Below are 20,374 nucleotides of genomic sequence, written 5' to 3'. Positions count from 1 at the left end.
TTGTCTTTATTGGGTTTTGTTTATAAAAATGTAGTTATAGGTACAAATTTTAGAACTTTAATATTTTGGGATCATATAAAGTAAAAACCTTACATAAGGAAAAATCATTTTCTTTTTCAAGAATCGGACCTGATATTTACGGCTTCACTCATCCTCAGAATTTATTATCTGAAATAAAGGAAAGAGCGGAATTTCTATATGAGTTATTGGACAGACATGTAATTTCCATAGACCCCTTCAGTAAAGATTGTCTTCTGCAACTTTTCAGGCTGGCGGCAAAATTTGAAAGTAACCCAAACAGATATATTTCCCATAACAGTCCCCTCAAGGGAAAGATACTCATAAATGCCTTCTATGAACCAAGCACCAGAACAAGGTTATCCTTTGACAGTGCATGGCACAGGCTGGGGGGCGATTCAATAAATATCACCGATAAAAGTTCCACTGGAATTGCCAAGGGAGAATCCCATCTGGATATTGCTCATATGTTTAATAACTACGGTGACTGCGTTGTCCTCAGAGAAAGTGACAATGAGGCGATCTTTGAAATGACAAAATCATTGAGAATCCCAATTATCAATGCCGGTAATGGAATCGATGAACATCCCACTCAGGCGATGGCTGATCTTTATACGATTTTTAAATGGAGACCTCATCTGGTTAACAAATCAATTGATGAAAGTGAAAAAATAACCATTGGTATCATCGGAGTTCCATCACGTATGAGAACAGTCAGATCTCTTCTGAAATTATTCTGCAAGTTTCCATATTTCATAAAAAAAATTATTGTGATTTACGATGAAAAATCCATTGATCAGAACGATCTATTTGATGAAGGCCAGCTGGAACAACTTATTGAATCTGATCTAAAGATTGAGCTTGAGACTGATATGCAAAAAGTACTGCCTTCCCTGGACGTTACATATATAAATGCAATTGCATGGGTAGGAGAAAATTATGAGGTTCATGGAAGTTCATTTAAATTGCACAGTGAGTTGCCATTTAAAAAAGATTCCATAATATTGCATCCACTTGCTCGTGGACCTGAATTGTCAACATCACTTGATCAGACCTCAAAAAATTGGTATTTTGCTCAGTCAAGAGGAGCGGTATTTGTAAGAATGGCATTACTTACCTGTCTGATGGATAGAACAACAAGAGTGATGGATGTCGTTTAACTAGATGTGTGGAATAGGCGGGGTTTTTAATAAATCAAAAAATAAATCTGTTGAACCTCAGATTCTTGTAAACATGGCGGCTATTCAAAGCCATCGTGGACCTGACGGTTTTGGATATAAATTATCAGATGATGCTTCTGTAGGATTCTGTCATGCGAGATTATCAATAATAGATTTAAATGAAAATCGAGCCAGACAGCCTTTTGTCGGTGGTGCCGAAAATCATATTCTGATGGCGCATAATGGTGAATTTTATGACTTTCAGAGAATCAGGGCTGATCTTGTTGCACAGGGCGTAAGCTTTTCTTCAAAAAGCGATTCTGAAATATTACTTAGGCTTTATGAGAAATATGGCATTGATGAATCATTATCTTATCTGCGAGGAGAATTTGCCTTTTCATTGTTTGATGCAGAACAGGATTGTCTTTATCTTGTAAGAGATCGTTTTGGGATTAAACCTCAATACTGGATTGAGACCGATGATTCCTTAATATTTGGCTCTGAATTAAAAGTATTATTCGCCCATCCATCAGTTGAAAGGAAATTTACGGGTGAAGGACTGGTACATCAATTGATGCAGGTAATGGTACCTGGCTCTACAGCATTCGCCGGTGTTAAACAAGTTAAACCCGGATATATCCTTAAGGTCAAAAGAGTAAATAATAAATTTCAGATAACAGAGGAAAAATTCTGGGATATAAATTTCCCTAAGAAAAACACTTATGAAAGAGAGAAAAGTGAAGAATATTTTATTGAAAATATTAGAAAAGAATTGTTGAGAGCAGTTGAATTAAGAATGGTCGCTGATGTTCCTGTCGGCTGTTATTTGTCCGGTGGAATTGATAGTTGCTCAATTTTGGGATTGGCTTCTGCCATAAGTCAAAAATCAGTCAAGGCATTCACGATTGGTTTCAGTGATGAAAGATATGATGAAACTTCGATAGCAAAAGAGATGGCTGTCGCCACCAATGCAGATCATGAGATTTTAAAAATAAATGGAGATGATCTGTATGGGAATTTTGAAAAGGTTCTATGGTTTACTGAAAGATCTATTTATAACACTCTTGCAATTGCAAAGTACCTTATGAGTAAAAGAGTAAATGAGCTCGATTATAAGGTCGTTATGACAGGAGAGGGCTCAGATGAATTGTTTGGAGGCTATCCCGCTTTTAGAAAAGATATGTATACCTATGGTGTCGGAATTTCTAATTCAGGATCTGAGAATCTTAGAGAAAATCTGGAAAATTCAAATGATATTTTCAAGGGCGCGATGCTAGCTAATGAAGATATAAGTAATAAATCTTTCAAGGAATTTTTAGGATTCACGCCAAGTTGCCTTCAACCTTGGCTTGCATGTGAAACTTATGCGAAAAGTCTAGTCTCAAGTAAATATAAAGAGATAACGGAAACTTATGATCCTGGGGCGGCAATTTTTGGAGAACTTGACCTTGAACAGTTAGAAAATAGATACGCAATTGATCAGGCTCAGTATGTTTGGATGAAGACTATGCTTGAGGGCCAAATTCTCACATGGGGTGGAGATAGAGTGGATATGTCAAATTCAATGGAAGCCAGACCTGCATTTTTAGATCATCACCTAGCTGAAGCTGCCGTTGCTGTTCCCCCTGAATTAAGGATTAAAGACAATGTCGAGAAGTATGTTTTAAGAGAAGCCATGTCAGGATTGCTGCCTGAATCACTATATAAACGTGAAAAATTTCCTTTCATGGCTCCCCCTTCCCATGCAGATAAAGATAATTTAAGTTCTATGAAGGAAATTGTGAATGAATTTTTAAGTCCTGAGAGGATAAGAGAATTTGGAATCTTGGATGAAAAAGAAGTAAATGATTTGCTGAATACATTTTTTAGTTCAGAGCTTGATGCCTCAGAAAAAGTACAATTGGATGCAATAATCAATCATCTTTTAAGTGTTCAGATCTTATATAAGATTTTTATAATTGAGGATATCCCTGATAAGGCTCAAAAGATGGCTGATAATTTGGGCTGGAAAGTTTGAATTCGTTTCTTAAATTAATTTCTGAAAAGGTGTAAACCAATACAGGTTTTATTTGAAAAATAAGAGACCTTAAAAAGGTTTAAGTAATAGAAGTATGAGTTATAGCGCTGGGTTAAATATCCTAGAGCCACAGGTAATAAATAGGGAGAGAATCCAAGACTTGATAAATTCTTTTTCTTCAATCGGAGCTTCTGAGAATGGTTCTGTTTCAAGAAGAGGTTTTTCTGATGAAGATATATATGCAAGAAATTTTTTTATGAAAACCCTTAAGGAATTAGGTTTAAAAATAAGGATTGATACTGCAGGAAATATTATTGCAAGATTAGATGGGCATGATAATAATCTACCTCCCATTGTTACCGGATCTCATCTCGACACTGTTCCAAAGGGAGGTAAGTATGACGGAACTTTAGGCGTGATTGCAGGAATTGAAATTGCTTTTTTTCTTCAGGAAAATGATATTAAATTAAATAGACCATTTGAAATCATTGTCTTTGCTGATGAAGAATCGACAATGATTGGTTGTAAAGGCTTTACAGGTAATTTATCTATTAAAGAAGAAGATTTTGTTACCAGTAATTCTTGCTCAATAATTGATAATCTTTCTCGGATTGGTGGAAATTGGCTTGAGATTAAAAGTGCGGCAAGAAGTAAAAAAGATATATTCGCTTTTCTTGAATTACATGTTGAACAGGGAAAGGTCCTTGAAGATGGTGGTTTGGATATCGGAATTGTTAATGGAATAGTAGGTCAAAAAAGAATAACCGTTAGGGTTAAAGGTCAGGCAAATCATGCTGGAACTACACCGATGTCAAATAGAAATGACGCACTTTTGGCAGCCTCTAAAATTATTGTTGGCATTGAACAGATAGCTAAAACTACTTCTGAAAGTGCAGTCGCAACAGTTGGTAAATTGAAGTTACATCCCAATGCGGCAAATGTTATTCCAGGAGAAGCAGTATTCACGATAGATATGAGAGATTTAGATGAAGATGTACTTGGGAAAATGAGTTTAAGAACTGAGATTCTATGCTCAGAAATTCAAGAAGTTACTGGATGCGTAGTACAGATAGAACCTCAATTTGAAGTGATTCCCACTAAGTCATGCCCTAAGTTAGTTAGCTCTTCATTTCATGAATCTGAAAAGTTGGGATTTAAAACTGGAATATTACCAAGCAAAGCAAGTCATGACTCACAAGAAATAGGAAGGATCTGTCCTATGGTTATGATCTTCGTCCCGAGCAGAAATGGTCTGAGTCATTCCTACAAGGAATATACTTCTCTTGATCAATGTGCTAATGGTATTGAAGTTTTATTAAATACAATATTTTCCATCGATAAGAATTTTTTATACAAGCCTCTAATGATATAAATGACATTTTCAATTATTGGTTTTGATCCTTTAAAAAATAGATTTGGTGTTGCAGTTTCTTCTTGTCATATAGCTGTTGGCTCAACAGTTTCATTCGTTAGATCACAGGTTGGTGCTGTTGCAACTCAAGGGCAAACTAATCCGTATTTAGGAATAAGAAGTCTTGAGTCACTCCAATCCTGCTCTGATTCGAAAATTGTTTTGGAAGATTTAATTAAAGAAGATTTTGGCAGGGAAAAAAGACAGGTTCACCTAATTGATAAGTATGGGAGAAGCGCATGCTGGACAGGTCAAGAATGTTTTCAGACAAGCGGACATATAAGTGGAGAAAACTTTTCTGTAGCTGGCAATTTTCTAGAGAATATTGAAGTTCTTGAGGTGATGGCTGATGTTTTCAAGCAAAGTGATCCAAATATTAAATTAGGGAAAAGACTACTTGATGCTCTTAATGCAGGAGAAAATATAGGTGGAGATAAACGAAGCCTCCGTTCAACCTCAAGCGCTCTAAAAGTTAGTGGAGAACTAGGCTTTCCTCTTTTAGATCTGAGAGTTGATTATCATGATTCCTCTGTAGATGAACTAATTAGAATTTATAGACATAGTCAAAGTGAATGGGCCCAGGAATGGAGAGACTCAATGAATGACTTGCCAGAAATGAATATGAAAAAGGAATTTAGAGTTGCATAAGCTTTAATAAGTTCAGCTTATAGAGGGTTGGAATTATTTTTATCTATCAATTAACAATTTAAGCACCCTTTTAAGATCTTCGAAGATACTAGCGCTCCTTCTAGCGCTCCTTTCTCATTATGAGACAATTATCCAATAAAAAAGACAGGCTGGGAAACCTGTCTATGACTTGGATTATTAGAGTCGGGGCGACAGGATTCGAACCTGCGACCTAGTGCTCCCAAAGCACCCATACGACAAATTGAGACAGTAGGTTAAATAAACAAGTCAGGCTATAGCTTGTTAGTTGCTATATCTACAAAATTACGAGTCTTAAAAATAGGCCAAAGATATACAATATTATCCTTAGGTATACAATTAATCGCTAAATAATCGCTAATTTTTAAAAATGTCTAAAAGATAATTAATTTAGTCCGTAAGGAGTTCGTAATCCAAAATTATGCCTAGAAACGAAAGATTTACCCATCCAATAAAAATGATCGAGATCAAGATGATGTTTTTTCAAATTGCCATAATGTTCGAGAATGTCATCAAATTCGACTGGTTCTCCATCTGCGTAAATAATCGCATCAATATATGAGTAAGACATTGGTTCATCAAAAACATTTAAATCTAAACCATTGTCCTCTAAATGCTCTTCATCAACTTCGAACCACTCAAGCTCTGTATCAGCATAGTTTTGTTCTAGACATTTATTTGACATATATAAAATCCCCTCTTCATAAATTGTATGAGCAAGGAAGTCATTTAATATAAAAAAATCTGGTATGAAATTAAAGTCAGGATTGACTAATTCATCTTTAGAACTAAGGGGGGTTAATTTTTTTTCGGGTATTTTTTTTGCATCCTCAATAGCTTCTCTTAAATCATTCTCATCACGATAACCAAATAATTCAGGGAATAGTTTTTCATCTTCACCTTGAATTTTAAGATCATCTATACCTTTAAGCAGATATCTACCTTTTACAGCCCAATCCTCTTTAGCCATTGAACATAAAATTCTTAATTACTTTATAGCTAAAAAAATAAAAAGGTACTCAAAGATAAATATAATCATTAGCGATTAAGCCTACTAGGTATATCAAAGCTATACAAATAATCGCTATTTAATCGCTATTTGAGTTTTTAAGACAAATGAGAAATAAAAAAGCGAGTCGGGAAACTCGCTGATATAACTTGGATTTTAAATGGTCGGGGCGACAGGATTCGAACCTGCGACCTAGTGCTCCCAAAGCACCCGCTACGCAAAATGCGACAGCCCCCATGAGAAACAAGTTATGCTATATCTTATTTGTTGCAATAAAAGCAAAATATTTGAGTCTCAAAAATTTAAAAGATTTAGTAAGGTATTGCAAAAATATGCAAAATCTCGCTCAAATCTCGCTCAAAAAATAAAAAATAAGGTTTTTAAGTTTACCTTTGAATTCAAATCTATAAAAAAATTTATTGATCAGTATCAAGTTTACTAAAGTTTGGTCCAAGAATAATCCCTATAAGGGCAAAAAGTGCCATAAAACCAAATCCTACGGCAGCCGCAGAAGGATTGAAACCACCAATAGCAAATGAAGCCAATGAATTAAATGAAAAAGAAAACATGAATTTATTTGTAATTAAGAAAATATATTAGATTCATATTAAATTGTTTTTTTTAACTATTAAGCAAAAAAATATACCAAGAGGGTTAAAGATACTTTTTAGACACTAAGAAGTAATTATTAATTCAAACAAGTGTATTAAATGATGTTTTAAATATGTCTTATGAACAAATGCCATAAATTCTGTAAAGCTATTTAAAAATAGGTTCAAAAGATAGTTTAGAAGATGTTTTAGGAGGTCATGCATTTCTAGCCTTTTTAGAAATTATTGGCGGAATTTTCCACATTTTTACTAAGCAAGTTGGAGAATATACGGAATTCAAAGGTAAAGGTTTACTTGGAGCTGAGGCTATTTTGTCTTACTCAGTAGTAGGCGTTTCCTATATGGCTTTTGTAGCTGCATTCTGGTGCGCTTCTAATACAACAATTTACCCAGTTGATCTTTATGGAGAACCTTTAAAACTTCAATTTGAATTCGCTCCTTATTTTACTGATACAGTTGATTTAGGTTCTGGTGTATATAGTTCAAGAGCTTGGCTTGCAAATGCTCATTTTTATTTGGGATTCTTTTTCTTACAAGGTCATTTATGGCATGCTCTAAGAGCTATGGGATTTGACTTCAAGAAAATTGGTCAAGCGTTTGACAATATGGAAGACGCAAAAATTACACAAAAATAGTTAAATTTAAAAAAAATATCCTCTCTTTAGCTAGAGAGGTTTTTTTATGCAATCAGATACTATATATATTTTGTATAAATTTTACTATTGGAAATAGTTAAGTCTGTCCTATAAATTCTTATTTAGAATTTTGGTAATCTACATATTTTAAATAATGCTATTGGTCATCTAGCCCAATAATATTTGAGAATTAAATAAAGCAAGGTTACTCAAGGTATTGCAAATCCTCGCTCAAATCTCGCTCAGTCTCATTATTCCAACTTCTTTACAATAAAAAAGAGAGTCTGGGGAACTCTCTCTATGACTTGGTTTTGATTGAGTCGGGGCGACAGGATTCGAACCTGCGACCTAGTGCTCCCAAAGCACTCGATCAGCAAATTGCGACAGCATCCATGAGAACGAAGTGAGGCTATAGCTTATTAGTTGGTATGACTAGGATTAATATGAGTCTCAAGAATTGTCTTATATGCAGCAAAGTGTTGCAAAGTTAAGCATTTGATCGCCCAAGGATCGCCCGGCTATGACCTAGTGTCATAAAGACACTAATAATTTTCACGAGCCAATCATTGTCACATTGTGGCCTTAAGTATTAAATAATGCAGGCTCAGCTTTTTTATGCAAGTAGTAAGCGTTTTAATTGAGCTGCTAGATTATATATCAAGAATTATTGATTATATCAAAATAATTTGATGTATTTCTTAACCTTTGAATTTCGTCTTTTGTTTGATGCTATAAATGAATTGACTTTAATTAAAGTGGCTAATGAGTATTTTCAAAAAAACTCTCATTTTATCTTCTGCAATTTCATTAATACTTGCTCCATCTGCGATGGCTTCAAAAAGATTGAGTGGAGCTGGTGCATCATTTCCTTCGAAAATTTATACCAGGTGGTTTTTTGACTTAGCTAAATCTGGAGGTCCTAGAGTTAATTATCAAGCAGTAGGTTCAGGATCTGGAAGAAAAGCTTTCATAGACGAAACTGTTAATTTTGGTGCATCAGATGATCCAATGAAAGATTCTGATATAGAGAAAGTTAAAAGAGGACTCGTACAAATACCGATGGTTGGTGGAACAATTGCGTTTGGATATAACTATGATTGCGATTTGAAATTAACTCAAGAGCAGGCTGTTCAAGTAGCAATGGGAATGATAAAAAATTGGAAGGAATTAGGATGTAAGTCAGGTAAATTAACTTGGGCGCATCGCTCTGATGGCTCAGGCACGACCAAAGCTTTTACAAATTCGATGGAGGCTTTCTCTAAAACCTGGAATTTAGGTACTGGTAAATCAGTTAAATGGCCTTCCGGAGTTGGCGCAAAAGGTAATTCTGGTGTTGCAGGTGTTATTCAAAATACTCCAGGTGCAATTGGTTATGTAAACCAGTCATACATTAAAGGTAATGTTAAGGCTGCTGCACTTCAAAATCTTTCTGGTGAATTCGTTACCCCCAATACTGAGTCAGGTGCAATAGCTTTAAATGGAATAAATCTTGATGAAAACTTGGCGGGTAAAAATCCCAATCCTACTGCTAAAGGAGCTTATCCAATAGCAACATTGACTTGGATACTTGCTTACGAAAGAGGTAATGGAAGAAATACTAAGGCAATTCAAGATACATTCTATAAATTGCTCAGCGATGAATATCAAGATAAAGCTCCTGCCTTAGGTTTCGTTCCCTTGAAAGGAGAAATTTTAAAAAAATCAATTGAGGCTGTTGGAAGAATAGGAAGGTAATTTAGAACTAGTAAGCCAAGCAATAAAAATCAAAATAGAGGAAGTATATAAACAATACTGCATACCTATAGTGGCATTTTTACCGAGCATAAATAACAAGCCAGATAGTAGGGTTCCAAATAATCTTCCAGCTGCATTAGCCATATAGTAATAACCAACATTTAAACTTACTTTCTCATTATCTGAATAAGCCAAAATCAAGTACGAATGAGTAGATGAATTCATTGCAAAAATAAAGCCGAATATTATTAATCCAATAACAATTACAGGACCTAATGATTTATCACCGTTTAATGCTCCAGCAATAAATAAAGGAATAAAAGTTAAGATAAGTCCCCAAAATTGAACGGTAGTTTTTGTTGGGCTATTATTTTTCCCCCATACTTTTCTAAGTAATGGAGCTAATACTTGAAAGAAACCATAGATTATTATCCATCCACCCAAGAAGAGTCCTATTTTTAAATAGTCCCATCCAAAAGAAATGTCTAAAAATACTGGAAGAGCTACTACAAACCAGACATCTCTTGCTCCAAATAAGAAAAACCTGGCACTTGAAAGAATATTAATACCTTGAGACTTTGAATAAAGATCTTTAAAGATTGGCTTTCTTTTCATTTTCCCTGAATCTTTAGGAAGACATAAAGTTAAGAAGAATGCCAAGCATAGACCTAAACCCATTATTCCAACTGCATTATTAAAGCCCAATAGCTTGTATAAGAGACCCCCTAGGAAGAAGCCAACACCCTTGAGTGCATTTTTGGATCCTGTTAGAACTGAAACCCACTTAAACAATTGTTTTTGACTATTTTGATTATTCTCTCCTGAATCTGGAACTATTGATTTAACAGCACTTTTTGCACTCATTTTATTTAAATCTTTTGCTACCCCACTAAGCGCTTGGGCTAACATAACGTATGAGACGCTAAAGATTACTGACCAATTCTCTTTGACTGGAATCAGCATAAAAAGAGCAAGAATTTGCAGAATTGTTCCTATCCATAAAGTAAGTCTTAAACCATATCTTGCCCCTATCCAGCCTCCAAAAAGATTTGTAATTATTCCAAAAAATTCATAGAAAAGAAAAAGTAAAGCAATTTGCAGAGTTGAATAACCAAGTTCATGAAAATGACCAACAACTAGTATCCTCAATGCACCGTCAGTAAGAGTAAATGCCCAATAGTTTGCGGTAACGACACTATATTGTTGAAGGCTAGATAACTTCATAAAAACTAAAATTGCTTTTCTTTTTCAATTACATAAGAAGTAAGATCGGCAAGCCTGCAACTATAACCCCACTCATTGTCGTACCAAGCATAAATCTTTAATAATTTTGAATTTACAACCATCGTTGAAAGTCCATCAATTATTGAACTTCTACAGTCATTTAAGTAATCAGCGGACACTAAGGGTCTCTCCTCGTATCCAAGAATACCTTTTAAGTATGTTTCAGATGCTTTTTTAAATTCATTATTTACTTGCTCTTCAGTTACTTCTTTATTTAATTCAAAAACTACATCGGTTAATGAGGCGTTTAGAAGTGGAACCCTTACTGCATGACCATTTAGTTTTCCCTCTAATTCAGGGAAAATTTCAGCAATCGCCTTAGCTGATCCAGTTGTAGTAGGTATTAAGCTTTGCATGCATCCTCTCGCTCTTCTTAAGTCACTTTTGTAAAAATCTACTGGAGATTGTGTATTTGTAAGGTCATGAATAGTTGTTATGACCCCATGTTTAATTGAGAAATTTTCATTAACAACTTTTACGATGGGAGCCAAGCAATTTGTAGTACATGATGCTGCTGTAATTAATTTATGTTTTTCAGGTTTATAAAGGTCTTGATTAATTCCATAAACAATATTAAGTGCTTGTTCCCCTCCAACAATTCCTTTTACAGGGCAGGCAACAATTACTTTTTTTATTCCAAGAGAATCAAAGTATGGATTTAATTCTTTGGGATCTTTATTTTTCCCTGTACATTCCAAAACAAGATCAACCGAAGATTTATTCCATGGAACATCAAGATAATTCTTTGTTGATGTAAAGGAAATTTTTTTACCTTCAATTATTATTTCGTTGTCATTCGAAGTTATATTTTTATTCCATCTACCATGAACGGAATCAAACTCTAGAAGATGAGATGCAATTAAAGAATTCCCACTTATTTCATTTATATGAGTTATTTCAATATCTTTTCTTTCCCATAAAATTCTTAAAACTAATCTCCCAATTCTTCCAAATCCGTTAATTCCAATTTTCATAACAAATATTGAAAACTGCTTTATTATATATCAAAAATATTTGATGCATCAATAATTCTTGATATGTGTAATTAATTTTTTTAGGTTAGTATTTAATAAGTTAATGATCTTTTGATTTTGTTAGAACAACTTAAAAAGATTAATAGTAAGCAATTTATTGGGATAATGGAGTCCCTCTCAGATCCGATCAGAATAAATATTCTTGAATTAATGATGGGTGGAGAGATATGCGTTTGCGACATAGTTAAAGTAACTGGATTATCTCAATCTAAAATTTCTTATCACATAAAGATCCTAAAAGATTCAGGTCTTATCTCTGATAGGCAGGAGGGTAGATGGGTTTACTACAAATTAGATTTGGAAGTCTTATCAGATATTAAAAATTGGATGGGTAATTTAATTCAGTCATCATCAAGTAAAAGATCTTGTGAATAAATGGTTTTTAACATAGCGGGCGATGCACCATGCAAAGTTATGCAAGGTATAGCAAATGATCGCCCAGAGATCGCCCAGAGAGTTTTTAAGAATTGTGAGAAGTCAATCGGGGCGACAGGATTCGAACCTGCGACCTAGTGCTCCCAAAGCACTGGGCGGTATTTTTAAGAAAAGCTTGAGACTTTAGTTATAGCCTAGTCTAATTATAGTTATTGGAATGAGTTTGAGATTGGATATTGCATAAAGTTTAAACATGTTTTAACTTGTTTATATGTTGTAGATCCCCCTACAGATCCCCCCTAGTCAACCTAGTGCCCTATGTTAACTAGGTCGTTGAATTGATAGTTTTTTACGAAAGTAGATCTAATATAGAGTGATAAAATCCTCTTTTTTTATGTCCTCTTCAATGAAAGATTTCTTGAATAAGTTTTTTGATTTATGTAGAGAATATCAAGAAGAAATTCCACCTCAAAAGATGGCAGAGATATTAAGAGATTATGCTGACAGGCTAGATGGATAATAGGTTATAGAAATGGATACAAAACTTGGAACACTTAAGAATGTAAATCTTAGAGAAGCATGGAGTCATGAAGCACAAGATTTCACTCCTTGGCTTGCCAACAATCTTGACCGGTTATCTGCAGCTATAGGAATACCTCTCGAATTAGAAGGCCAAGAAGTGAGTGTTGATTCATTCTCTGCGGATATCCTTGCCAGGAATCCACAAAACGATTCAAGAGTTCTTATTGAAAACCAATTAGAACAAACTGATCACACACATCTTGGACAAATCCTTACCTATTTAGCTGGATTAGAAGCGCAAGTTGTTATTTGGGTTGCGAGCAGTTTTAGAGATCCTCATGTATCAGCAGTGCAGTGGCTCAATGATCACACCGTTGCACCTTTTGCTTTTTTTGCTGTTCAGGTAAAAGCTGTCCAAATTGGTAATTCTCCAATAGCTCCATTATTCGAAATCGTTGCTAAGCCAAATGATTGGGATCGTCAAATACAAAAACAAGTACGTTCATCAGGAGAACTTAGTGGATTAAGTAAATGGAGACTTCGCTTTTGGGAACATCTTCTTGAACGTCATCCTGAGCAAGAAGAATGGGATGGACGTTTGGCGACTAGTTCTCATTGGCGTCACGTTCCTGACTCTGATCTTTGGGTTTCTATTTATATTGGAAAAAAGGAAGTAGGTTTATTTGTTCGAGGTGGGCGAAATGCAGACATTGAGAATATATTCCTACAGTTGGAACCTCATCAAGAAACATTAGAAAAGTCTCTTGGTGCCCCTCTCGGTGATGGAGGGAAAAGAGGATATTTCTTTAACCAAAAATCATCTGGGGATTTGACTGATGAAACTTGTTGGTCAGAAAAGGTTGATTGGCTTCATCAGATGCAAGATTTATATGTAAAAAATTTAAAAGAAGTCCTGTAAAGAAAAGGAAAGCTTACTATTCCTACTATTAGATTTGATAACTTCTTTGAGTTATTTTATCCTCATAATCGTTTATTTATTTCTAAATTCCCTTAAGGATCTTCTCCTGACCCTTTTCGTAATCTGGCAAAAAGGAAATTGCCTCTACTATTAAATCTGCAATTCTATCGCCCTCGTTTTCTAGTTTTGCTTTTTTCAGATTAGTTTTCAATCTTTCAATTATTGTTAGTTTTTCAGAATTTTCTTTTAAAGCTTTTTTTTCGCTCGAATAACCATCAATTTTATAAGAAAAGAACATTTGCGCGCATCCATAAAATAATTCTAGACATCTATATCGCAAAGCATCTTGGTATTTTTTTTCTCTTACACTCGAAACTCTCATCTTGTCATAAATATCCCTACATTCCCAAGTTTTTAAATGATCTTTTTCTAACCCATTTGAATTTGGAACCTTAATTGGAAAGTTCCCTTTCAAAAAGTTATTGAAGGTTTCCCAAGCTTCTTCAATGTATCCTCCCTGATGCATATATAGTGGAAGTCTTATAAAATCTTGAATACTAAAGTCATATGGATATTCAAGAGGAGATTTTTCAAAGGCAACAAATGATTTTTTTAAATATTTAATAGCAGAGTCCCAATTCTTCTCCGCCTTGTAGGAAAACGCCATGTTCATAAATTTTGCTGGGTCATCTCCTGTATATTCTTTATCACTATGATTACCATCTTGAATAGTTATATTAAAAATATTTCCTAATTTCATTGTTTCTAAGGCTTTTGGCGCAACTTCAATTAATTTTTTATTCCATTCTTTTAGAGCCAAAATATACATATCAAACTTTTTTTTGTATTCTTCCACCTTATCAGCCGTAATATTTTCATTATCAGGTTCTTCGGGAGGTTTATCTTTAAATAATTTTGTTTCTTCCTTTAATTCATGGTCGAACCAAATCACAAGAAACCATTCAAGACTTTGCTTAATTTTATTTTCTTTTATGTGATTTGAAAGATAGTCAGACCACTTCTCCTTGAATTCAGCCCATCCTTTTATTTCTTGTAAAGAGCTTTCTGTTTCTATATATATTTTATCAACTTCATCATAATAAGGATAAGGTCCATCATCATTTTGTTCCGTTGAATCAATCATCTCTTAGCAGTTTTAGGTAGATATTAAACAATGAAAATCATAATATCTATTATTAAGCACCTTTTTGAAATGTTTAAACATTCTAGATCCCCCTACAGATCCCTTTTCTCATTTGAGATTGCAGACAATAAAAAAGAGAGTCTGGGAAACTCTCTAGTATAACTTGGTTTTTAAGAGTCGGGGCGACAGGATTCGAACCTGCGACCTAGTGCTCCCAAAGCACCCGCGCTACCAAGCTGCGCCACGCCCCGCTCATAAGATCTTAGTTCATAACAGACATCTATAAAAGACCAAATTCTTAAAAAATTTATAAAAAATCACTTTATAAGGCTAAATAATATTTTTGTCGCTATTTATGACTAAAAAAAGTTAGTGTTTGGTCGCTTAAAATTATTGTTGCTCAGCTACAGAAATAATAATTATGTTGATTAACTTTAGGGAGTTATTTTCTAATTTGTCTAATCGCAATATATTGTTTTGATTTCGAGAAATGATTTCAACTTTTAAAAACTAAAAATTAATATTATTCAAATAAATACTATTTAATATGAACGAACTTGAAAAATAGTAAGGGAATCGACTCAGAGCAAACCTAGTTTTAATATTTAATTTTACTGTTGAATCAACATTGTTTTTTTTGAACAAATAAAAAAAAGTTAATTAAAAATTAAAGTCTGGTTTGAGAATTGTACGAAAATAAAATAAAGTAAAACACTATAAGTATTTTATCTTTAATGCCTAAAGAAATTAAAACAACTTGGGGGACAATAACTCCAGAAGTGAGCTTGTTCCCAATTTATTATTTGTTTTTTATTTATGGCTTTGTTTATATACTTCCCTATGGCAAGGATCTTATTGGAGTTAGTTGGTTTGATTGGCTTAGAAGTGAAGATGGCCCTCTTGAATGGATTCAGTTTTTAGAATATCTGATTTCATCTGGTCTTGCCTTCTTGATTTTTATAAAGAAAAAGAAAAAGAAAAGTCTTAATTCTGTAATTTGGCTTTTGATAGCAACATTATCTTTTATAGTTGCTGGGGAGGAAATAAGTTGGGGTGAGAGATTAACTGGAATTGGAATTGATATGGTTGCTGATTTTAATGTTCAAGGAGAAACTAATTTTCATAATTTGCCCTTTTTTCATAACTATTTATTAGATCCAGTTTTTGAAGTAAGTTGCATTTTTCTAGGATGGTTTGGATGGAAGAGATTTAAAAATTTAGAATCTTTACCAAGTAAAAATCTTTCTTTATTCTTTTTGTCTGTAGCCCTTTTTTATTTTTATTTTGACATTTCTTGGGCTTCAACAACAGAACAAATAAGAAATGATCAAGAAATTTTTGAATTTTTACTTTCAACAGGAATATTCCTACATTGCTTTAGGAATTTCAAGAAAATGAAAAATAATTTTTAATACTTAAAAAATAACCCTACTTATATTTATCAAGTTTGGAATTTGTGATTTTTTAGGGATTTAAATCAGACCAACAGATCCAGCTGTAAAACCAACTACAAGAAATAAACAGAATTCAAGTAGATCTCTAGGTAAAGAATTTACAATTAAATTTAATTGAGTCATTTAACCTTGTGCTCCTCAGGTTTAATAATTTTCAAAAAATATAGCCAATAAATTTTTTTGTTGAGGCAGATATACTCTTTTTTTTCTTTTTTCTAAAGAATTCAATGATTTACTTTCACTTTGCTCCAGAAAATTATTACATTACTGAAAATCTTGTGATTCGAAAAACAAACTTTTTAATTTATTAGCAAATTCATCAAATTAATTTATAGTGGTTATCTAAATTTCTAAGGGCAAAAAATTTTTAAATGCTATATTTTATAGAATATTATTTTTTAAATTAAAAATGGATTATAAAAAGAAATCGCTTAGCAATTTAAACTCTAATGAAAGTTATGAGGAAATTGATACTCGTTTAGCTTCTGGATGGTATGTAGATACATTAGGGAAAAAGAACAAAATTAAAAAATATAAAACTAAGGAAGTTTCTTTTAAAATTTCTAAAAAGTCAGTATAAGTTACCCCAAGGATTAATTTATAAAAATGTTTCATGTTAATTTATTTATGGAAATAAAACATTAAGATTTAAATTCTTTATTTTGTATAGGTTGAGAAAGTGGCACAAAATATTCAAAAATGTAGCGGTCGATACTTGATTTTGTATGCATAAATACATTATCTTAAAGTGTCCTTTAAATTTCGTGTGAGGAAATTTATGAAGCTTTTCAAAAGCTTGCTTATAGCTCCTGCAACGTTAGGTCTTTTAGCACCTATGTCTGCAACAGCTAATGAGCTTAACCTTGCTGAGGTTTCTGGCTACTCTTCTTCTGAAGAGGTACAGAACATTAGCGAATTCTATCCAAAAGAACTAGCTGTTACAAACAGCCGTGTTGATGGATTGGAAGCAAGAATGAACAATATTGAAGCTGGTAGTTTCTCAGAAACTACAACTGCTTCTTTCAGCGCTGACTTCATGTTAGGTGCTGTTGATGACACTCCAACCGCTGATACTGGTGACACTGGTGAGGGATCTCAGTCTCTAATGGGTGCTTACAGTTTTCAAATCGACCTAAACACAAGTTTTACAGGTGAAGATTCACTTGATATCTCTTTAGATGCTGGTAATGCTGGCAGTGCTGGTGTTGCTGAATTCGATGGAAATGCAACTTCATCTGATTCTTTAGTTGTTGATGGCGTTTCATACACTTTCCCTGTTGGTGGAGCAACAGTCATGGTTGGTGACAACACTGACGGTAGTGCGCTTTTCACAACAGCTTGTGTATACGGTGGGCCATCTAACACTCTAGATGATTGCGGTAATGTAAATGCTGGTATCACTAATGGTGGTGCAATGGCTGGTGCTGCTTATGATTTCGGTAACGGCTTTACAGGTGCTGTAGGTTATGCAGGCCCTGAAGGCGGAATCATGACTGAAGAGTCTGATGATGCTTATGCTATTAACGCTGCTTACACCGCTGATAACTACGGCTTATCACTTACTTATGGTGTTGTAGAAACAGGTACAGAAGAAGATACATTCACTGCTATTAATGGTTACTACACTCCTGATGGATTCCCTTCAATTAGTGTTGGTTTCGAGTCTGGTGAAGATGGTAGTGTAACTACATCATCTGATAGTCTTGAAAGCTTCTTCGTTGGATTGACTTGGGATGAAATTGGACCAGGTTCTGCAGGAATCGCTATGGGTACAAAAACACCTACAGTTGAAGATACAGATGAGGAGTATATGTATGAAGCATATTACTCATATCCAATCAATGATGGTATGACAATTACTCCATTAGTATTCATCAAGGAAGTTTCAACAGCTGGATCAGACGATGAAACTGGAATAATGGTTAAAACATCATTCAGCTTCTAAATTTAAAATAATTTAGAAAAATCTCTTACATGCCAAAAGGCCTGCATAAATGCAGGCCTTTTTTGATGACAAATTTATTATTGTCTACAGCGGGTTGTAAAACTAATTTTTTTGATTTATCTTTAGTAATATTTGATTTCTGTGTGAGGAATTTTTATGAAACTTTTTAGGAGTTTGCTGGTAGCACCTGCGGCTTTGGGTCTTTTAGCCCCTTTGTCTGCAACTGCTTCTGAAACAAATTTAAATGAAATTTCTAATTACTCTGATATTGAGAGTATAGATTTTGCTAATTCTTTTAATAACGAAGATTTAAGTGAAAATAATTTAGTTGCGGGAGGAGAAGGCTTAGTCGACGTTCATAGTCATGACGGTAGTTTCTCAGAAACTACAACTGCTTCCTTCAGTGCTGACTTCATGTTAGGTGCTATTGATAATGAAGCCACTGCTGATGTTGGAGATACTGGTAATGGCGGCCAATCTGTAATGGGTGCCTATAGTTTCCAAATCGATTTAAACACTAGTTTTACAGGTGAAGATTCACTTGATGTTTCTATTGATGCTGGTAATGCTGGTAGTGCTGGTGTTGTTGAATTCGATGGAAATGCAACTTCATCTGATTCTTTAGTTGTTGATGGTGTTTCATACACTTTCCCAATTGGTGCGAAAACAACAGCCTTTGTTGGAGACAATACAGACGGAAGTTTACTATTTGACACAGCATGTGTATATGGAGGCCCATCAAATACCTTAGATGATTGTGGTAATAACTATTCAGCTTTGAATGCTGGAGGAGGATCAGCTTTTGGTGCTAGTTATGATGTAGGTAATGGATTCACTGCCGCTTTCGGTTATACAGGTAGCCCAACTGGGTTAATGACTGAAGAGGGAGACGATGCATACGCAACACAAGTAACTTACTCTGGCGATAACTATGGTGTATCTTTCACTTATGCCTACAAAGAGAATCCAACTTTCACCCAGGTAGTAACTGATTCAGATATTTATGGATTAAATGCCTACTTTATTCCAAGTGGAGAAGGTTTACCATCAATAAGTGCTGGTTATGAGACTGCTAATAGCGACATTCCTGAGCTAAGCACAACTAGTAATATTGATTCATCATCTTGGTTTGTAGGACTTTCATGGGATGAGCTTGGTCCAGGTTCAGCTGGTATAGCTGTGGGTACAAAGCAACATACTGTTGATTTTGACTCAACCTCAGTTGATGATGAGCTCTTAATGTATGAAGCATATTACTCTTACGAAATTAATGATGGAATGACAGTTACACCATTGATTTATACAAAAGAGTTTGCTTCAGGAACAGAAGATGAAAGTGGGGTAATGGTTAAGACATCATTTAGTTTCTAATCAAAATCTTAATTCCAAAAAATTAAAGATCTGTCAATATGGCAGATCTTTTTTTTAGTAATCTATTAAATTTGACTCTTCATCATCTGAAAATTCAATTGTTGACCTGGATTTAAAATCAATAGTTGATCTGGATTTAATAGCCTCTTCTCTCCTCTTGGCATCTGCTTCTCTTTTAGCTTTAGCCTCTTCTCTCCTCTTGGCATCAGCTTCTCTTTTAGCTTTAGCCTCTTCTCTCCTCTTGGCATCTGCTTCTCTTTTAGCTTTAGCCTCTTCTCTCCTCTTGGCATCAGCTTCTCTTTTAGCTTTAGCCTCTTCTCTCCTCTTGGCATCAGCTTCTCTTTTAGCTTTAGCCTCTTCTCTCCTCTTGGCATCAGCTTCCCTTTTAGCTTCTGCTTCCCTTCTAGCTTCTTCTTCTTTTCTAGCTTCTGCTTCTCTTCTAGCTTCTGCTTCTCTTCTGGCTTCTGCTTCTCTTCTAGCTTCTGCTTCTCTTCTAGCTTCTGCTTCTCTTCTGGCTTCTGCTTCTCTTCTAGCTTCAGCTTCCCTTCTAGCTTCTTCTTCTCTTCTAGCTTCTTCTTCTCTTCTAGCTTCTTCTTCTCTTCTAGCTTCTTCTCTTCTAGCATCTGCTTCTCTTCTAGCATCAGCTTCCCTTCTAGCTTCTTCTTTTCTTTTAGTTTCTTCGTTTGTTTTTATACTATTTTCAAAAGAATTCGAATTTATACCAGAACTTTCTTTTTTGTAAGTCCCCATATTCATGAGATTTGTACATGATATTAAGTTCTTTTTATCTTTCCCCTTAACTGTTTTTTTATTGCTATTTAGTAATTTCTGACAACTTTTAAATAATATTACATGCCTTTCATTTTTATTTTCTGCTGAATATAGATAGTATATTGTGAGGTTTACATAATTAATCAATTCTTGAGTTCTGTATTTTGTAATTTTTTCAGCTTTGTTTTTAGTTCCTTCCCCTCCATAACCTGCGAACAATGGATTGGATAAAGAAGCAAGTATTACTAAAGGAAAAAGGTATTTATTTATATTTATTTTTCTAATTAATTTCAT

Annotated in this window: 18 protein-coding genes, 2 tRNA genes and 1 pseudogene; 13 read left to right on the top strand and 8 right to left on the bottom strand. The window is 34.3% G+C overall.

All coding sequences use genetic code 11. The features are described 5' to 3' along the window. The first annotated feature begins 65 nt into the window (after positions 1-65). From SOI86_RS03110 to SOI86_RS03095, 4 genes are all read left to right on the top strand, one after another. Complete coding sequence (locus SOI86_RS03110; RefSeq protein ID WP_320682142.1) at positions 66-1,178, top strand: aspartate carbamoyltransferase; 1,113 nt, start codon at positions 66-68, stop codon at positions 1,176-1,178. Positions 1,179-1,182: 4 nt separating this feature from the next. Next, complete coding sequence (gene asnB, locus SOI86_RS03105) at positions 1,183-3,195, top strand: asparagine synthase (glutamine-hydrolyzing) (protein WP_320682141.1); 2,013 nt, start codon at positions 1,183-1,185, stop codon at positions 3,193-3,195. A gap of 94 nt (positions 3,196-3,289) precedes the next feature. Further along, entirely contained in the window at positions 3,290-4,567 is a 1,278-nt protein-coding gene (locus SOI86_RS03100; protein ID WP_320682140.1) for a M20 family metallo-hydrolase, read from the top strand. After that, a complete protein-coding gene (locus tag SOI86_RS03095) occupies positions 4,568-5,254 on the top strand; it encodes a DUF1028 domain-containing protein (RefSeq protein ID WP_320682139.1) in 687 nt (228 codons plus the stop codon). Positions 5,255-5,657: 403 nt separating this feature from the next. On the opposite strand, the gene SOI86_RS03090 is transcribed toward SOI86_RS03095, so the two are convergent. The 3 genes from SOI86_RS03090 to SOI86_RS03080 form a co-directional block, all read right to left on the bottom strand. Further along, entirely contained in the window at positions 5,658-6,242 is a 585-nt protein-coding gene (locus SOI86_RS03090) for a hypothetical protein (RefSeq protein WP_320682138.1), read from the bottom strand. Between the two features lie 200 nt (positions 6,243-6,442). Next, a tRNA-Pro gene (locus tag SOI86_RS03085) sits at positions 6,443-6,517 on the bottom strand. A 180-nt stretch (positions 6,518-6,697) separates the two neighbouring features. Then, positions 6,698-6,850: a hypothetical protein gene (locus tag SOI86_RS03080; RefSeq protein WP_320682137.1), complete on the bottom strand. Its 153-nt coding sequence runs from the start codon at positions 6,848-6,850 to the stop codon at positions 6,698-6,700. 212 nt (positions 6,851-7,062) lie between these two features. On the opposite strand from SOI86_RS03080, the pseudogene SOI86_RS03075 reads away from it, so the two are divergent. Continuing rightward, a pseudogene (locus SOI86_RS03075) lies at positions 7,063-7,527 on the top strand (chlorophyll a/b binding light-harvesting protein); the annotation flags it as partial. Positions 7,528-8,289: 762 nt separating this feature from the next. Then, positions 8,290-9,261: a phosphate ABC transporter substrate-binding protein PstS gene (gene pstS / locus SOI86_RS03070; RefSeq protein ID WP_320682136.1), complete on the top strand. Its 972-nt coding sequence runs from the start codon at positions 8,290-8,292 to the stop codon at positions 9,259-9,261. Here the strand turns inward: pstS and arsJ are convergent. Next, positions 9,229-10,485, bottom strand: coding sequence for an organoarsenical effux MFS transporter ArsJ (arsJ, locus tag SOI86_RS03065; protein ID WP_320682135.1), 1,257 nt, complete (start codon positions 10,483-10,485; stop codon positions 9,229-9,231). The genes pstS and arsJ overlap by 33 nt on opposite strands. Positions 10,486-10,490: 5 nt before the next feature. Then, positions 10,491-11,519: an ArsJ-associated glyceraldehyde-3-phosphate dehydrogenase gene (locus SOI86_RS03060; protein WP_320682134.1), complete on the bottom strand. Its 1,029-nt coding sequence runs from the start codon at positions 11,517-11,519 to the stop codon at positions 10,491-10,493. Positions 11,520-11,636: 117 nt separating this feature from the next. Between SOI86_RS03060 and SOI86_RS03055 the strand changes: the two genes are divergently transcribed. The 3 genes from SOI86_RS03055 (at position 11,637) to SOI86_RS03045 (ending at position 13,395) form a co-directional block, all read left to right on the top strand. Further along, positions 11,637-11,954 (top strand): ArsR/SmtB family transcription factor, encoded by a 318-nt coding sequence (locus tag SOI86_RS03055; RefSeq protein ID WP_079293115.1) that lies wholly within the window; start codon positions 11,637-11,639, stop codon positions 11,952-11,954. Positions 11,955-12,348: 394 nt separating this feature from the next. Then, a complete protein-coding gene (locus SOI86_RS03050) occupies positions 12,349-12,474 on the top strand; it encodes a hypothetical protein (RefSeq protein WP_320682133.1) in 126 nt (41 codons plus the stop codon). A gap of 12 nt (positions 12,475-12,486) precedes the next feature. Then, positions 12,487-13,395 carry a hypothetical protein gene (locus SOI86_RS03045; RefSeq protein ID WP_320682132.1) on the top strand — a complete coding sequence of 303 codons (909 nt, stop codon included), beginning with the start codon at positions 12,487-12,489 and terminating at the stop codon, positions 13,393-13,395. 82 nt (positions 13,396-13,477) lie between these two features. On the opposite strand, the gene SOI86_RS03040 is transcribed toward SOI86_RS03045, so the two are convergent. Then, a complete protein-coding gene (locus SOI86_RS03040; RefSeq protein WP_320682131.1) occupies positions 13,478-14,539 on the bottom strand; it encodes a hypothetical protein in 1,062 nt (353 codons plus the stop codon). Between the two features lie 177 nt (positions 14,540-14,716). Further along, a tRNA-Pro gene (locus SOI86_RS03035) sits at positions 14,717-14,790 on the bottom strand. 483 nt (positions 14,791-15,273) lie between these two features. On the opposite strand from SOI86_RS03035, the gene SOI86_RS03030 reads away from it, so the two are divergent. The 4 genes from SOI86_RS03030 (at position 15,274) to SOI86_RS03015 (ending at position 19,309) form a co-directional block, all read left to right on the top strand. Then, complete coding sequence (locus tag SOI86_RS03030; protein ID WP_320682130.1) at positions 15,274-15,951, top strand: pectate lyase; 678 nt, start codon at positions 15,274-15,276, stop codon at positions 15,949-15,951. A 451-nt stretch (positions 15,952-16,402) separates the two neighbouring features. Further along, positions 16,403-16,573 carry a hypothetical protein gene (locus tag SOI86_RS03025; RefSeq protein WP_320682129.1) on the top strand — a complete coding sequence of 57 codons (171 nt, stop codon included), beginning with the start codon at positions 16,403-16,405 and terminating at the stop codon, positions 16,571-16,573. 198 nt (positions 16,574-16,771) lie between these two features. Next, positions 16,772-17,938, top strand: coding sequence for a porin (locus SOI86_RS03020; protein WP_320682128.1), 1,167 nt, complete (start codon positions 16,772-16,774; stop codon positions 17,936-17,938). A 156-nt stretch (positions 17,939-18,094) separates the two neighbouring features. Beyond that, complete coding sequence (locus SOI86_RS03015) at positions 18,095-19,309, top strand: porin (protein ID WP_320682127.1); 1,215 nt, start codon at positions 18,095-18,097, stop codon at positions 19,307-19,309. A gap of 54 nt (positions 19,310-19,363) precedes the next feature. On the opposite strand, the gene SOI86_RS03010 is transcribed toward SOI86_RS03015, so the two are convergent. Beyond that, entirely contained in the window at positions 19,364-20,374 is a 1,011-nt protein-coding gene (locus tag SOI86_RS03010) for a hypothetical protein (RefSeq protein WP_320682126.1), read from the bottom strand.

This window comes from Prochlorococcus sp. MIT 1314, from assembly GCF_034093315.1.
Taxonomy (GTDB): domain Bacteria; phylum Cyanobacteriota; class Cyanobacteriia; order PCC-6307; family Cyanobiaceae; genus Prochlorococcus_A; species Prochlorococcus_A marinus_Y.
The sequence above is the reverse complement of the archived record's forward strand: the minus strand, read 5'-3'. Positions and strand labels throughout refer to the sequence as shown.

Excerpts from the sequence above, each read along its gene's own strand:
- asnB (WP_320682141.1), top strand. The coding sequence starts at position 1,183 with ATGTGTGGAATAGGCGGGGTTTTTAATAAATCAAAAAATAAATCTGTT.
- SOI86_RS03100 (WP_320682140.1), top strand. The coding sequence starts at position 3,290 with ATGAGTTATAGCGCTGGGTTAAATATCCTAGAGCCACAGGTAATAAAT.
- SOI86_RS03095 (WP_320682139.1), top strand. The coding sequence starts at position 4,568 with ATGACATTTTCAATTATTGGTTTTGATCCTTTAAAAAATAGATTTGGT.
- SOI86_RS03090 (WP_320682138.1), bottom strand. The coding sequence starts at position 6,242 with ATGGCTAAAGAGGATTGGGCTGTAAAAGGTAGATATCTGCTTAAAGGT.
- SOI86_RS03080 (WP_320682137.1), bottom strand. The coding sequence starts at position 6,850 with ATGTTTTCTTTTTCATTTAATTCATTGGCTTCATTTGCTATTGGTGGT.
- pstS (WP_320682136.1), top strand. The coding sequence starts at position 8,290 with ATGAGTATTTTCAAAAAAACTCTCATTTTATCTTCTGCAATTTCATTA.
- arsJ (WP_320682135.1), bottom strand. The coding sequence starts at position 10,485 with ATGAAGTTATCTAGCCTTCAACAATATAGTGTCGTTACCGCAAACTAT.
- SOI86_RS03060 (WP_320682134.1), bottom strand. The coding sequence starts at position 11,519 with ATGAAAATTGGAATTAACGGATTTGGAAGAATTGGGAGATTAGTTTTA.
- SOI86_RS03050 (WP_320682133.1), top strand. The coding sequence starts at position 12,349 with ATGTCCTCTTCAATGAAAGATTTCTTGAATAAGTTTTTTGATTTATGT.
- SOI86_RS03045 (WP_320682132.1), top strand. The coding sequence starts at position 12,487 with ATGGATACAAAACTTGGAACACTTAAGAATGTAAATCTTAGAGAAGCA.
- SOI86_RS03040 (WP_320682131.1), bottom strand. The coding sequence starts at position 14,539 with ATGATTGATTCAACGGAACAAAATGATGATGGACCTTATCCTTATTAT.
- SOI86_RS03030 (WP_320682130.1), top strand. The coding sequence starts at position 15,274 with ATGCCTAAAGAAATTAAAACAACTTGGGGGACAATAACTCCAGAAGTG.
- SOI86_RS03025 (WP_320682129.1), top strand. The coding sequence starts at position 16,403 with ATGGATTATAAAAAGAAATCGCTTAGCAATTTAAACTCTAATGAAAGT.
- SOI86_RS03020 (WP_320682128.1), top strand. The coding sequence starts at position 16,772 with ATGAAGCTTTTCAAAAGCTTGCTTATAGCTCCTGCAACGTTAGGTCTT.
- SOI86_RS03015 (WP_320682127.1), top strand. The coding sequence starts at position 18,095 with ATGAAACTTTTTAGGAGTTTGCTGGTAGCACCTGCGGCTTTGGGTCTT.
- SOI86_RS03010 (WP_320682126.1), bottom strand. The coding sequence starts at position 20,374 with ATGAAATTAATTAGAAAAATAAATATAAATAAATACCTTTTTCCTTTA.